13 protein-coding genes are annotated in these 14,215 nt (G+C 70.2%); 1 reads left to right on the top strand and 12 read right to left on the bottom strand.

The window, feature by feature from the left end; all coding sequences use genetic code 11:
* Positions 1-86 precede the first annotated feature (86 nt).
* Positions 87-542, top strand: coding sequence for a hypothetical protein (locus ACIBG5_RS15525; RefSeq protein ID WP_396392208.1), 456 nt, complete (start codon positions 87-89; stop codon positions 540-542).
* A gap of 5 nt (positions 543-547) precedes the next feature.
* Here the strand turns inward: ACIBG5_RS15525 and ACIBG5_RS15520 are convergent, their stop codons facing one another.
* The 12 genes from ACIBG5_RS15520 to ACIBG5_RS15465 all read right to left on the bottom strand — a co-directional run bounded on the left by ACIBG5_RS15520 (position 548) and on the right by ACIBG5_RS15465 (position 14,212).
* The gene (locus ACIBG5_RS15520; RefSeq protein WP_396392207.1) at positions 548-1,744 is read right to left on the bottom strand and encodes an epoxide hydrolase family protein; all 1,197 of its coding nucleotides are present in this window, start codon (positions 1,742-1,744) and stop codon (positions 548-550) included.
* Positions 1,745-1,810: 66 nt separating this feature from the next.
* The gene (locus tag ACIBG5_RS15515; protein WP_396392206.1) at positions 1,811-2,680 is read right to left on the bottom strand and encodes an NADP-dependent oxidoreductase; all 870 of its coding nucleotides are present in this window, start codon (positions 2,678-2,680) and stop codon (positions 1,811-1,813) included.
* Positions 2,592-3,281, bottom strand: a complete 690-nt coding sequence (locus ACIBG5_RS15510; RefSeq protein ID WP_396392205.1) for a Crp/Fnr family transcriptional regulator — start codon at positions 3,279-3,281, stop codon at positions 2,592-2,594. The genes ACIBG5_RS15515 and ACIBG5_RS15510 overlap by 89 nt, the downstream gene beginning before the upstream one ends.
* 51 nt (positions 3,282-3,332) lie before the next feature.
* Positions 3,333-4,070 carry an FHA domain-containing protein gene (locus tag ACIBG5_RS15505; RefSeq protein ID WP_396392204.1) on the bottom strand — a complete coding sequence of 246 codons (738 nt, stop codon included), beginning with the start codon at positions 4,068-4,070 and terminating at the stop codon, positions 3,333-3,335.
* Entirely contained in the window at positions 4,067-5,344 is a 1,278-nt protein-coding gene (locus ACIBG5_RS15500) for a VWA domain-containing protein (RefSeq protein WP_396392203.1), read from the bottom strand. The genes ACIBG5_RS15505 and ACIBG5_RS15500 overlap by 4 nt, the downstream gene beginning before the upstream one ends.
* 15 nt (positions 5,345-5,359) lie before the next feature.
* Complete coding sequence (locus ACIBG5_RS15495) at positions 5,360-6,427, bottom strand: protein phosphatase 2C domain-containing protein (RefSeq protein WP_396392202.1); 1,068 nt, start codon at positions 6,425-6,427, stop codon at positions 5,360-5,362.
* Positions 6,412-8,805 carry a tetratricopeptide repeat protein gene (locus ACIBG5_RS15490; RefSeq protein ID WP_396392201.1) on the bottom strand — a complete coding sequence of 798 codons (2,394 nt, stop codon included), beginning with the start codon at positions 8,803-8,805 and terminating at the stop codon, positions 6,412-6,414. Before ACIBG5_RS15490 ends, ACIBG5_RS15495 begins: the two co-directional genes overlap by 16 nt.
* Positions 8,802-9,926, bottom strand: coding sequence for a hypothetical protein (locus ACIBG5_RS15485; protein WP_396392200.1), 1,125 nt, complete (start codon positions 9,924-9,926; stop codon positions 8,802-8,804). Before ACIBG5_RS15485 ends, ACIBG5_RS15490 begins: the two co-directional genes overlap by 4 nt.
* Complete coding sequence (locus ACIBG5_RS15480; protein ID WP_396392199.1) at positions 9,923-10,912, bottom strand: transporter substrate-binding domain-containing protein; 990 nt, start codon at positions 10,910-10,912, stop codon at positions 9,923-9,925. The genes ACIBG5_RS15485 and ACIBG5_RS15480 overlap by 4 nt, the downstream gene beginning before the upstream one ends.
* A complete protein-coding gene (locus ACIBG5_RS15475) occupies positions 10,909-12,249 on the bottom strand; it encodes a hypothetical protein (RefSeq protein ID WP_396392198.1) in 1,341 nt (446 codons plus the stop codon). The genes ACIBG5_RS15480 and ACIBG5_RS15475 overlap by 4 nt, the downstream gene beginning before the upstream one ends.
* A complete protein-coding gene (locus tag ACIBG5_RS15470; protein ID WP_396392197.1) occupies positions 12,246-13,640 on the bottom strand; it encodes an AAA family ATPase in 1,395 nt (464 codons plus the stop codon). The genes ACIBG5_RS15475 and ACIBG5_RS15470 overlap by 4 nt, the downstream gene beginning before the upstream one ends.
* Positions 13,637-14,212, bottom strand: a complete 576-nt coding sequence (locus ACIBG5_RS15465) for a hypothetical protein (protein ID WP_396392196.1) — start codon at positions 14,210-14,212, stop codon at positions 13,637-13,639. Before ACIBG5_RS15465 ends, ACIBG5_RS15470 begins: the two co-directional genes overlap by 4 nt.
* Positions 14,213-14,215: the final 3 nt, after the last annotated feature.

The raw sequence follows: 14,215 nt of genomic DNA, 5'->3' as shown, positions 1-14,215 counted from the left end.
GGGGCAGACGGCCGCCGTTCCGGCCCCTATGCTCCGTGACATGTCAGAGAGCTCCGGTGCCTGCCCGGAGTCGGGGAGGCCCGGCGATGCGTGACGTCGCGCTCGTCCTGCACGTCGTCGCGGGAGTGGTGGCGGTGGTGTTCGGACCGCTCGCGATCGTGCTCACGTTGCGGCGGCACGGGCTGACCTGGGCCGGTGAGGTCTACCACTGGGCGATCGCACTCGTCTGCCTGACTGCCCTCGTGCTGGTGCCGTACGACTGGGCGCAGTTGTGGGTGTTCTGGCCGATCTCGGTCGCGACGTACCTGTTCGTGTACCTCGGCCAGCGGGCCGCCGAAGCACCCGGCGGTCTGTGGTACCGCGGTGTGCTGCGCGGCTACGGCGGTGGCTGGATCGCCTTGTGGACAGCGATTGTGGTGGTGAGCCTGCCGCATCAGGCCTGGTCCTGGGTGATCCCGATCGTGGTCGGCTCCGCCGTCGTCGAATGGCTCTGCTTCAAGCCGTCGCCGGACTGGACCCACGAGGCCCAGCCCGGCAACTAGGGGTCTCAGCGAAGTGGTGTGAAGAAGGATCGCAGGTCGGAGGCCAGGAGGTCGGGGACCTCCATCGCGGCGAAGTGGCCGCCGCGCTCGTACTCGTTCCAGTGCTCGATCTTGCCGGCCGGGTCCGCCAGGCTGCGGATCGCGCTCTCGGCACCGAACACCGCCACTCCGGTCGGAGGCCCGCTGACCTCGTGGCCGCCCCAGCCTTCGGAGTCACCCTGTCCCTGCTGCGCGACCATCGCCTTCCAGGCCCGCATACCGTCGTACACCGCATGCGCCGACGATGCGCCGGAACCGGTGAACCAGTACAGGCTGATGTTGGTCAGCAACTGATCCCGGTCGACCGCCTCGGTCGGCAGTGGGTGGATCGGGTCGGTCCACTCCGCGAACTTCTCCACGATCCAAGCGAGCTGCCCGATCGGCGAGTCGTTCAGCGAATACGCCAGCGTCTGCGGCCGCGTCGACTGCAGCACCAGGTAACCGAAGCCCTCGTCCAGCATCGTGTTGAACCGCTCAGCCCGCGCCCGATCCGACTCCGACAACCCGTCCAGCGGCAACGGATCCCCGAACGGCGTACCCGCAGTCACTCCCGCCAGGTGTACGCCGACCACGTGCGCCGGATCCACCATCGCCAGCATCCCCGCCACACCCGATCCGGCATCCGTGCCATGGGCGGCGTACCGCTCGTACCCAAGCCGGCTCATCAGCTCGGCCCACATCTGCGCCACCCCGAACAGGTTGAATCCACCGGATCCCAGGGGAGTGGAGAACCCGTAGCCAGGCAGCGACGGTACGACGACGTGGAAGGCGTCAGCCGGATCACCGCCGTACGCCGCCGGATCGGTCAGTCGCCCGATCATCTGCTGGAACTCCACCGGCGACCCCGGCCACCCGTGGGTCAGGATCAGCGGCAACGCGTCCGGCGACGCGGACCGCTGGTGGAAGAAGTGGATCCGCTGACCGTTGATCTCGGTCGTGAACTGCGGAATCTCGTTCAGCGCGGCCTCAGCGGCCCGCCAGTCGTAGTCGTTGGCCCAGTACTCGGCCAGCTCCTTCAGGTAGCTGACAGGAACCCCGCGGCTCCAGTCGTCCAGCGGCGGCGTCGCGGGCCATCGTGCGTTGGTCAGCCGCGCCTTGAGGTCATCCACCTCCGCCTGCGAAATCTCGATCCGGAAGGGCCTGATGTCCGTGTTCGTCGTCATACCCACACGCTATGAACCATTGCGGCGAGTTCCCTTCCGCAATGGAAGACTTTCTGAGGAAGAAGGTCAGGGGATCAGGACCAGCTTGCCGCGGACGCCTCCTGCTCTCAGCAGGTCAAGGGCAGCGGCGGCTTCGGTGAGGGCGAGGGTCTTGGCGACGGTCGTGGTGATGCGGCCGGCCTCGGCGGCGCGCGCGATCTCATCCAGGCGCCGGCCGTCGGGCTCGGCCCGGACGATCGTGGGCTCGATGCCACGCGCCGGGGTGAATTGACCGCCGGGGACCCAGAACTCCGGGACTGCCGTGACATACCTGCCACTGTCGCGGACAGCGGCGAACGCCGCACGGGCCCGCGGGCCGCCGACGACGTCCAGGGCGGCGTCGGCCGAGGCGGGCGCGGGCGTGGTCGTCGAGTCCGGCGTGAGGACGGTGATTCCCCGAGCGACAGCGAGTTCGGCCGCGAACCGTCCGACCGCACCACGCGCTCCGTTGACCAAGAGCGTCTGGCCGGCTCCGAGATCGAGGAGGTCCAGCGCCTGGTGGGCGGTGAGTGCGGCCAGCGGCAGCGTGGCGGCCTCGACCCAGTCGAGGTTCGCCGGCGCCGCGGCCACGTGGCCTGCCGGGAGCGTCACGTACTCCGCATAGCCGCCGACCTGCGTCCGGGAATGACCGGTGCTCGCGATCACCGCGGCCCCGGCCTCCCAGTCGCCCGCCTCGACCACGCCGGCCACGTCGTACCCGGGGACGAGCGGCAGCCGGAGTTCGTCGTACCAGCGGTAGTTCCCGGCCACCATGCCGAGGTCGGCCTGGTTGACCGCCGCGGCCATGACCTTGATCAGGACCTCGCCGTCAGCCGGTCGCCTCACCGGAAGGGCGTGCGGCCGAAGGGCCGCTCCGGGGCCGACTCGATCGGTCGCCATCACGCGCATCGTCGTCATGTTCCCGACCGTAGGCACTGTCGGGCCGGTCGTCGTTGATCGAGATCAATCGTCGCCGGATCCGGCTCAGGGCCTCGGGTGTGACACCGACGTACGACGCGATCTGGCGCTGGGTCAGCCGGGTCGCGAGGGCGCCGTGGTCGGCCAGGAACTGCCGGTACCGTGCGGTCGCGTCGGTCAGCAGCAGTTCGCTCTGCCGCTGTTCGACGCGAAGATAGAGCTCCTCGGTGAGCCGGGCGACGAGCCGCTGCCAGCCCGGGTTCGCCGCGACCATCGCGTCGTATCCGGACCGCGGGGCGACCATGAGCTCGGCCGGCTCGAGCGCCTCGATCGTGAGCTGCGAGGCCTCCTTGCGCAGCGCCGCGCTGTAGGCGCAGACAAGCTCGCCCTCCGCACGGAATCCCATCGTCCGCTCGGTCCCCGCCGGGTCGGTGGCATACAGCCGGAAGAGCCCACGCTCGACGAATCCGACCCGGTCGGGCCGGTCGCCGGCCCGGACCATCAGCTCACCCCGTTCGACCCGCGCAGGCCGGAACACCTCGCGACCGCGCGCCGCCTCGGCCGCCGGGAGCTGAGCCAGGAAGCGCTCGAATTCACTCATGCGTTCACAACACCACCCACCCGCCGCACCCGACAAGCCAGGCGAGCACCCTCAGGCTTGGCCGGCTTGTTCTTCCGGGGTGGACTTGCGGACGACGAGACGGGTCCAGGCGCCGACGTACACGCGGTCGTCCGGGTTCAGCTCACGTCGCTGCCCAGGGGAGATCGGGTCCTCGGGAAGCGGCCCGGACGCAGGCCCTACGTAGGTCCCGTTCGAGGACTGGAGGTCCTCGACCCACCAACGCTGACCGTCGGTCGTGAGTTGCGCTTGCCGGCGGCTGACGCCGGTGTCGTCTCCGCAGTCGACCTCGGGCGTGATGCCGCGGCTGCGGGATGGGCGGCCGACCAGCACGCTCTTGTCGTTCAGCGGGATCACAACCGGCAGGCCGGGCGACGGACACGGGTCGTCGCTCTGCTGTACGGCGTACCAGTCCGGATCGACCCACCGCTCAACGACCCATTCGGCGACCTCGGCAGCCGGTGCCGGGGGCATAGGCGGGACCGGCGCGCCAGGCGCGGACAGGTCGAGTGAGGAGGCAGCGCGCGGCATGGTGCCGGTGGTGAAGTCGTAGCCGCAGCTCTCGCAGAACAAGGCGTCGGTGGCGGCCGGCTCCGAGCAGTTCGGGCAGGTCTGGGCGGCCTGAGCGGGCGCAGGCGCCGGCGCGGCGACGGCCGGTGCCGGCACCGAGGCGGCCGCCGGGGTTGCCGCGGTGCCGATCGGCAGGCCGCAGACGTCGCAGTAGTCGCTCGAGGTGGACGGGTGTCCGCTCGGACAGGTGACCGTCGTCATTTCTTCACCCGGGTGGTCTTGGTGGAGGCCGTATCGAGTGCCATCTCGTCGGCCTTCTCGACGGTCCGCTTCAGCCGCACAGTCCCGGCCTCCTGGTCGTCGATGTCGACCACCTTGCGCAGCCGGGTGGTCGCTTCCTCGTTGCCGGTCTGCGCCGCCAATTGGACTGCCCGGCCGAGCTTGGTGGTCGCCGTCTCGGTGTCGCCGGCGGCCTTCGCGGCCAGGCCTTCCTGGATCGCGTCGGCCAGCTCGGTCTGCCCGGTGTAGTGCGCGACCTCCGGGCTGATCCGCGTGGTGAGCGCCTCGTCCGCGGACCACAGCGCTTTGACCAGGCCCTGTGCGACCACGTCGTCACCGATCACCAGCTGCACGCGGGCGGCCAGCTGCTCCTGCCCGATCCCCTTGGCGGCCAGCCGGATCGCCACGTGGTAGTCACGCGACTCGTCACCCCACGAACCGGTCGGGTACGACCCGGTGAGCGGATTGATCGCCGTACGGCGTGACGTCAGGTCCTCGACGGTCGGCGCGACCTGCCGGACGAAGAGCACCTCGGCACCTTGCGGAGCCCAGACCCGCAGGTCGGCCTGTGCGACACCGCGGCTCATCGCGTTCTGGATCAGCTTGGAGAACTCGGCCGCGAGCTGGTCCGGCGCCGGGATGATGTCGACCGTGCCGAGCAGCGCTTGAGCGATCCGCCGTACCTCGTCGACCTGCCAGGCCACGCCGACACCGCGGGTGTCGCACTGGAACTGGCCGGTGACCGCCTTGATCGTCTCGGTCAGTACCTCGGGCGTCTCGTGCTGGTTCTCGCCGTCAGTGAGCAGGATCGCGTGCTTCTGGGTCAGCGACGGTACGGTCGCGAACAACCGCGACGCGAGTCGCAGCCAGGTGCCCATCGCGGTCCCGCCGTCGGCGTAGAACCGGGCCACCGCGTCCTTGGCCGCCTGCCGGGTGAACTGGTCCATCTTCACCATCACCGGCTCCGGCGACGGCGGGAACGCCAGCTGGGCCCGGTCGTTGCCGGAGATCACCGCGAACCAGACACCGTCGAGGATCTGGTCGAGCGCGGTCTGCGCGGCGAACCCGGCGGCCCGGACGCCATCGGCGCCCATCGAGCCGGAGGTGTCGACGATGATGATCTCGCCGGCGTCACCGCTGCCGGACTGCCCGGCCGCACCGGCGCCGCTGCAGTTCACCGTGACGATCGCGTGTACGTCGGTTCCGCCGTCGGGCAGGAACTCGTTCTGGTAGACGGTGGCGGAGAACTCTGCCATCTCGGCGTCCTTTCCTTAGATCCGTGCAAGCGCGACGGTGATGTTGTCCTGACCGCCCTGGGCGTTGGCCCAGTCGACCAGGGCGGACGCGGTGGCCAGCGGCTCGCCACCGTGCGCCGCAGCGGTCTGACGTACGAGGTCGGCCAGCGGTGCCGCCTCGGAGCAGTAGTTCCACAACCCGTCCGAGCAGACCAGGATCCAGCCCGGTCCGGCCGGGCGGAGCGTGGTGGTCCGGGGGGTGTGGTCCGGTGCGTCCTTGCCGAGCCAGCGGGTGATCGCGTGTGCGTGCGGTCCGGATTCGGCCTCGGCGCGGGGGATACCGGTCGCGATCAGCTCCGCGGCCCACGAGTCGTCCACGGTCAGTGGCACCGCTTCGTCCTCGTCCGGGAACCAGTACGCGCGGCTGTCCCCGACCGCACCGGCCACCAGCAGACCGTCCTCCAGCACGGCCGCCACGAACGTGCACGACGCCGGGTTCGGACTGTCAGGACTCGTGTTGTCCAGTACGGCGTCATTGGCGGCGTCGGCAGCCGCTTTGAGCCTGGCCACGATCGCATTGCTGTGCGACGACTCGGTGCCGATGCCCTGGGCGTGCCCAGCCACCAGCACCTCGCGTGCGGCGCGTGCTGCGGCCAGACTGGCGACGTCTGAGTCGAGTGACGAGCTCACACCGTCACAGACGACCAGTAGCGCCCGGCTGCCCGGCTCCGCGTCGGCTGCGATGGCCAGTGCGTCCTCGTTGCGGCTGTGCCGGATGCCGCGGTCGCACACTCCGGCCACCCACGGTGCGGGGTGCTCGTCGAAGTGGTCGCGCGGTTTGCTCGCCTTCGTGCCGCAGGTCTCGCAGTAGCCCTCGGCGCCGATCGCACCACCACAGGACCGGCACGGCCCGACCGGCTCGGCCGCAGGGGCGGTGCTGATCTCGACCGTGGGCTCGGTGTCGGTGTCCAAGGCAGGACTGGCGGGGGCGGCCGTCGGGTTGAGCTCGGCGCCGCAGGCCTCGCAGAAGCGATCGGCCTCGGACACTTGCCCGCCACAGCTGGGGCAGACCGTCTGGGTCGTACTCGTCATCGCAACGTCCATCCTCGAACCTCGTTGGCCTGGTCGACCAGGGCGATCCGTTCCGGCCGGCTCTCGGCCTGGTCGGCCAATTGCCGGTAGGTGGCCTCGAGCCCGTCCCGCAGGTCCGGCTCGGTCGCCTCCCGTCCGTCGATCCGCAGTCCTTCCTGCGGACCGGACTGCTGGACCTCGGCCAGCGCGGTCCGGAACACGTCCGCGGCCAGGTTGGCCCGGTCGACCGGGTCGATGGTCAGCGCGTCGATGCTGTCCATCGCCTGAGCAAGCGCGGGCAGGCCACGCCCCGATCCTGCCAGCAGACCGGCTCGCTGGCGACGGGCCCGCACGTACGCGCCGCTGGTTCGCGGCACCAGGTCGAGTGCGGCCAGGGCTCCGTCGAGGTCGTTCCGCTGTGTGCGGATGGCGGCCAGACCGAACGCCGAGGGCGCGATGTAGTTGGCGTCCGTGCGGGCGCAGGTGAGGTAAAGGCCCTCGGCAACGTCGTACTCGCCGCTCTGCTCGCAGGCGATCGCCAGCGCCAGCTTCGGCCCGAGCTCACCCGGTACCTGGCCGTAAACGGCGTTGAAAGCCGACTGCGCACCGGGCGCGTCGCCGCGGGCCAGAGCGACCAGTCCGGCCATCCAGACCGCCCGCCACTCCCACGGGTCCTCGGCGAGCAGGTCGGACACCGCGGTGTCGACCATGTCGTAGCGCTCCTCGCCCACCTCGAGCGCCGCCTCCGCAATCTCCAGCAGGATCTGTGCCGACGACTCCGGCGCGTCCACCAGCACTTCGAGCCGCTTGGCGGCGTCTGGAACGCTCACAGTCTTCAGCCAGCCGGCCATCTTGTCGCTGTCGTCCGGCGCCAGCGATGGCAACTGCTGCCAGGGCTCAGCCTGGTCTACCAGCCCTGCCAACTTGTCACCAGGCGTGCCGAACAGCAGCGACGACGCCGAGTGCTGCGCCGCCTTGTCGCCCTGCTTGTCCGCGACGACCTCCCGCAGTACGCCGAGCAGCTGCACGCGGAACTCGTCCGCCGACTGGAACCGGTCCGCCGGGTCCTTCGCGCAGGCCTTGGCCAGCAGCCGGTACACCGAGTCGTACTTCTGGAACAGCGGTACGTCGTTCACCGGCGGCAGCGAATCGACGTACCGCGACTGGTAGCCGCGGAACTCCATCGCCAGCACGCACAACGTCCGGCCGAGCGTGAAGATGTCGGACGCGACCGACGGGCCGACCTCGGCCACCTCGGGGGCCTGGAAACCGACCGTGCCGTAGATCGCCGAGTCGAGGTCGTCGATCCGCCGGACCCCGCCGAGGTCGATCAGCTTGACCGCGTCGCCGACCTGGATGATGTTGTCCGGCTTGAAGTCGCAGTACAGCAGTTCGAGGTCGTGCAGGTACGAGAACGCGGGCAGGATCTCGAGGAGGTACGCGATCGCCTGGTCGATCGGCAGCGCGTCGTACTGCCCGTGGTTCGCGGCCATCCGTTGCTTGAGCAACGTCTTCAGCGAGGTGCCGCCGACGTACTCCATCACGATGTAGCCGGCGCCGTCGTGGGTGACGAAGTTGTAGATCTCGACGATCAGCGGGTGCTCGACGCGGGCCAGGAACTGCTGCTCGGCGATCGCGGCGGCGACCGCGTCCGGGTCCTCGGAGTTGAGCAGGCCCTTCAGCACCACCCACCGGTCGGACACGTTCTTGTCCCGGGCCAGGTAGATCCAGCCGAAGCCGCCGTGCGCCAGGCAGCCGGCCACCTGGTACTGGCCGCCGACCAGGTCACCCGCGTGCAGCTTCGGCGAGAACGAGAACTTGCTGCGGCACGTCGGGCAGAAACCCTCGGTCCGGCCGGGCTGGTCGCCGCGGGCGCGGCCGACCTCATGGCCGCAGCTCGGACAGTTCCGGCGGTCCTCGGGAACCATAGGGTTGACCAGGATCGCTTTGCTGGCGTCGATCGCGGGGATCGACGGCACCTGGGTCAGGCCGGCGCCGAGCCGCGCTCCGCGCAGTCGCGTGGACGACGTACCCAGTTTGCGGGTCAGCTTCGAACCGGCCGCGCCCGCGCGGGCCGAGCCGAGCGGGGTTGATGCGAGCCGGTTGGATGCGCGCGAGACCGTTGAAGGGCTGCTGATCGGGTCCGGCATGTCAGGCGTGGTGACGCTAGCGGCTCCGGCAACAGCGGACGGGCTGACCGCACCAGAGGGCGCCGGTGTGCCACAGACGTCGCAGTAGCCGTCCACGAACGTGCCGGTGCAGCCGGGCTGCGTGCAGGCACCGGTCGATGGGCTCGGACCGGTCGATGGACTGGTCGCGGCTGTAGACGCGGGCGAGCCGCACACGTCGCAGTACCCGTCCTGGATGCTCCCGGTGCAGCCGGGCTGCGTACAGGCAATGGTCGTCGTCATTTCGTCCCTCCTGTGGCTTCCAGGTAGGCCTGGTAAGCCGTCACCAGTGCACCCAGCCGGGCCAGCTCCACCGGTTCCGACTCGATCACCGCACGGCCGCGCCGGTACAGCTCGGCGAGATCTTCATTGCCTGGAGCAATACTCGCCGCCTTCACCTGGTACGCGTCCAGCCGGGCGGCCAGCTCGTCCCGACGCTCCAGTACGGCGCCGTACGCCGCCTGTGCCTGACCGAGCGCACGACGTACGGCGTCCAGCCGGGCCAGGTACTTCTCCAGCTCGGACGGCGTGTTCGGCACCGGTCCGAGCGCAGTCACATCAGGTACGGCGAGACGCGGGGCCGGCATGACCGTGGCGACCGCTTTGTCGGCGAGACTCCGCACCGCCTGGCCCTGTGCCTCCAGTTCGCTGCGCAGCGACCGTGCACGCGCGACGTCGGCCGCGCGCTCCTTGCGGGTCGCCGCACCGACGATGAGGTCCCGCTCGCTCCGGGCCAGGTCGATCTCCAGCGGGCCGATCAGCCCGCCGATGTCCGCGCCGCGCTTGTTCCGATCGGCCAGGTCGGTCACCCGGCGATCGAGGTCGTGGTGCTCCGCGATCGCGGCGTTGCGGGTGCCGGCCGGTTCGAGCTTGACGAGGTCGTTGATCCGCTCGACCTGGGCGCGCAACTGCCGCAGCCGGGCGGCCAGGTCGGCGTCACCCGGCTCCAGCGCGAGCTTGGCCCGCAGACTGGACGCCAGCGCATCCGACAACTTACATGCCTCGGGCAACGAAACCGCGAGTGACCCGCCCGCGCCGCCGGTGTCCAGGCCGCCCCAGATCAAGGTGCTGATCCGCTCGGTCTCCTTCGACCCGACCCGGCCGGAGTCCCAGGTGATCAGGATCAGCTCGTACCGATCCGACACCGCCTTCCAGACCGCCATCGCGAGTACGACGTCCGCACTCAGCGCGTCGGACTCGGGGGAGTGCAGCGCGGCCTGGTCGAGCTCATCCAGCTCGGCCTTGCGTCGGTCGCGCCACGTCCCCAGCGCGTCGAGGAACGAGAGCAGCTCCGTCGCCGGAACGCTGCTCCCCATCTTCCCCGGCGGCGCCGGCGCCGAGGCAGTCGGCGTACGAACGGTCATGACAGGCCCTGGGTCCGGCCGTAGATCGGTGCCGGCGGATTCGTCTTGCCCAGCTTGCCGAGCCACTTGGTGTACGAGGTTTGCCAGCGGCCGTCGGCCTTCATGTCCGCCAGCGCCTTGTTCACCAGCCTGACGAACTCGGGGTGCCCCTTCTGGAAGCCGAGACCGTACGGCTCGTCGCTGAACCGCTCCGGGAGAATCTTGGCGTACGGGTCCTGTGCCGCATCGCCGGCCAGCACCGTGTCGTCGCCGGAGATCCCGGCCGCCTTGCCCTGCTGGAACAGCACCAGGCAGCCGGTGTCGGAGTCGGCGGTGATCGGCTTGACCGCGGGGTTCTTGCGCTTCAGGTTGTCCAGACTGGTCGACCCTGCCGGCGCGCAGATCGTCTTGCCGGACAGATCGGCAACGCTCTTCGCCGTCGAGTCGGACTGCACCAGCGTCTTCTGGCCGGAGCGGTAGTACTCGGCGGAGAAGGCGATCTGGTCCCAGCGCGCGCAGTTGATGGTCATGTTCCGGGCGACGATGTCGACCGCACCGTCCATCAGCAACGGGATTCGCTGCGGGCTGGAGATCACCCGCAGTTCGACCTTGTGCGGCTCGCCCGGCGCGGGTGCGCCGAAGATCGCGTCCGCGACCATGTTGATCATGTCGATGTCGAAGCCCTCGATCTGCCCGGTGATCGGGTTCCGCGAGCCGAGGTTCAGGCTGTCCGCGGACACTCCGGCGATCAGGCGACCGCGTTTCTGGATCTTCTCCAGGATCGTCCCGGCCGGCATCGCGCTTCCGGGTGCGGGCACGTTGGCGTCCGGTGCGTACGACGCCAAGGGATCCTGGCCGTCTGCGCACGGCTTGGGCTCCGCGGGCGGTGCGGCGGTGGTGGCCTTCGGGGCGGGCTCGGCGGGGATCTGGGTGGCGTCGTAGTTGCCTGAGCTGCAGGCGGTCAGGAGGAGAGCGGCCACGACGGCGACCGGGGTGAGTTTCTTCATCGGTACTCCTCCAGTCGCTGCGACATGCCCCACGCGACCAGCAGCGCGGCCGCGATGCCGATCGGCAGGCCGAGCCAGCCGATCGGCGGCAGGCCGTTGCGGGAGTCGGACAGGTTGGACGTGACCGCCGCACTGGTGTTCGTCAGTTCGTCGGCCGAGCCCTGGTCGAATGCCTGGAACGTCTTGACCGAGTTCGTCGGGTCCTTCGACGTACCGATGGCCAGGTCCACGGCGCTGTCCCACTGGCCGGCCGTGTCCCGCTTCCGGACCTCGGCGTGGACAGCCCGGTAGGCATCCCAGTCGGTGCGGATGCCGTCGGCCGCCGTACCCGAGAGCTTGCTCAGTTGCTCCTCGACCCGGCCGGCCGCGGCCTGGTACGCCTTGTCGAAGGCATCACCCGAGCCGCGGGCGATCAACGTGAGGCTCTCGTTCGAGCGGGCGTCGTACGCCGCGATCCGGGCCCGGGACATCGCCAGGGTGTCGGCGTAGGCATCGGCCTCGGTGTCGGAGGCGTCGCCGGCCGCGGAGGACAGGGCGACGCTGCCGACGATCACGGTCACCAGGACGAGGAGGGCGCCGGCCGCGATCGGCACGTTGATGTAGCGGTGCGTACGCCGGGCCAGCCAGCGGAGAGTGAGGCCGAACACGAGGAGCGTGAGGACGCCGCTCACGAGGACCCAGATGGTGCCGTCGCTGACGGCGCCGAACTCGTCGGCGGTCCGGTCCTCGTTGGCCTGGACCAGCGCCTGGACCAGCGGGAGCGAGTCGTTCTGCAGGACCGCGTTCGCGTCCCTCAGGTACTGCGATCCGATCGGGAGACCCTGGCGGTTGTTCGCCCGCGCCTGCTCGATCAGACCCTGGTACGTCAGCAGCGTCTTGTTGAGCGCGCCGAGCGCCTCCTGGTCCGCGGGTTGCGCGGTGGCAGCCTCGGCGATCAGGCCCGCGGCCGACGCCATCGAGTCGACGAAGTGCTGGCGCTGCGCCGGTGGCTCGAGGCCGCCGACCAGGAAGGCGTTCGTCGCGTCGGCGTTGGCGCTGACCAGGTTGGTGTGGATCTCCTGGATCCGGACGAGTTGGGCAGCGTTCTCCTCGGCGCGCTTCAGGGCACCGTCGGACTGACGGAACCCCTGCGCCGCGCACAAGCCGAAGACGACGCTGATGACCGCGGCCAGGATCAAGATGGCGCGCATCCGGCCGGGCGTGCCGTCGAACCACCGGGCGATCGCGTTCCGCCGGCTCGCGGTCTGAGAGGCCGGCGGCTGCACAGCCGGCGTACCGGACTGCTGGGCCGGCGGCGACCAGGTCGCGGGCTGCGGCGCACTCTGTGTCTGGGTCACGCCTCGTCTCCTTGCTCGTCCTGCTCGACCTGCTCAGGTACGTCGGTGTGGTCCTCGGCTTCGTCGCTGAGGTCCTCGGCGAGGATCTGACGCAGTTGGTCCTTGGTAGGTGCCGTCACGTCGCGCAGCCGCCAGGCATGCCTGCCGATCGCGGCCTCCAGCACGTTCCGGGCGAACCGCCCGTTGCCGAACGAGCGATCCCGCGGCGTGCCGGCCAGGATCTCCCGGAACCGTTCGAGTGCTTGCGGCACCAACTCGTAGTCGGCGCCCTCCGACAGCCCGGTCAGGATGTCGGTCAGCTCGTCGTCGCTGTAGTCGTCGAACGCGATCGTGGTCCGGAACCGGCTGGCCAGTCCGGGGTTCGCGGCGATGAAGGTCTCCATCGGCTCGGGGTAACCGGCAACGATCACGACCAGGTCGTCGCGCCGGTCCTCCATCTCCTTGACCAGCGTGTCGACCGCCTCACGCCCGTACTGATCGGCGCCGGTGTCTCCTGCGGTCAGGCTGTACGCCTCGTCGATGAAGAGCACCCCGCCGGCTGCGGACGCGACCACCTCGGCGGTCTTCGTCGCGGTCTGGCCCAGGTACCCGGCGACCAGCTCGGACCGGTCGACCTCGACCAGCTGCCCCTTCGACAGCAGGCCCAGCGCCTTGTAGATCCCGCTCACCAGCCGCGCCACCGTGGTCTTGCCCGTGCCAGGGTTGCCGACGAACACCAGATGCCGCGTGATGGTCGGACTCTTCAGTCCTGCCTCGGTCCGCAGCTTCTCCACTCGCAGTACGGCGACCTGCCGGTGCACCTCCCGCTTGACCCGCTCGAGACCGGTCAACTCGTCCAGCTCAGCCAGCAGTTCTTCCACTGTCTTCGGCGGCTCGGCCTCCTCCACAGCCGGTTGCGTCGCCGTCTGCGCAGTTGCCTGTGCCTGGCCCGCGGCGGGCGACGTCGGATTGCCGGTCGGTGGAGTGGACGGCGCCGTGCCAACCTGCAGCGGTCGGGCACCAGCAGCCTGCAGCTGTGCTGCCGCCGCGACCGAGGCGTTGCCCACGACCCGCATCGTCGGCTCGCCCAGCGTGCACGCGGCTGATGCCACCTCCGCGAGTGCCTTCGCGTAGGCGACCTTCTCTGCCGAGCCGTCGGCGATCAGCTCGCTCAGCGCGCCGGTCGGCGCACCGCGCCAGCGACGACCGCGGACGGCGGCGTCGAAGAAGTCCTGCGTCGTCGCGCCCTCGACCACCTTGCCCCAGTCAGCCGGTGCGCCCGGCGCCGACTCGGCCAGCGCGGCCGCGAGCGACAGCGCCTCGGAGCGGGCGCGGTCCTCGGCGACACCGGCCCGGCCGGCCACGGCCAGCAGCTCGGTCAGCGCCTCGCGGAGTCCCCCCTCGCCGCTCATGCCTCTCCTCGTCCGGATGGTGGTTGTAGTGGTCCGGTGATGTCAGGTGGCGGGGTCGAGGCCGTCGGACCGAGGGCCAGGCCGCCGCCGGTGGAGCCGGTGCCGAACTTCTCCTGCAGGAACCGGCCATGGGCGATCAGCGCCGCCGCGTCGGCCCGGTTCACCGCGTCGAACACCTTGTCCATCGTTGCGCCCAGGAGGTCCAACTGGTCGATCAGGATCATCAGCGACGTCTTGCCCCGGTCCACCGGCCGCGTGTCCGCCCACTGCCGTGGCAGTCGTAGGTAGCCGCCGATCGCCTCCGGCAGGTAGTCCGTCGCGGTCGCCATCACGGAGTACGCCTGGGCGCTCCCGCCGAGGTTCCCCAGCCGCGGGATCGTCTCCCGCACCACTCGGACCACCCGTCCGACCCGCGACGCGACCACAGCTGGTACGGCGCCGTCCGCAACCAACTGCTCGACGCGGACCAGCGCCACCAGCAGGTCGTCGTTCGTCGGTGCGCGGGGGGTCGGGGCAGGCTCGGGCTCCTGCTTGCGGCCGGTCAGCCGCGCCAAGAAGTCACCGAGCGCCATGCA

It is taken from the genome of Kribbella sp. NPDC050241 (genome assembly GCF_044459685.1).
GTDB lineage: Bacteria > Actinomycetota > Actinomycetes > Propionibacteriales > Kribbellaceae > Kribbella.
This window is presented reverse-complemented; position numbering and strand designations above follow the sequence as displayed.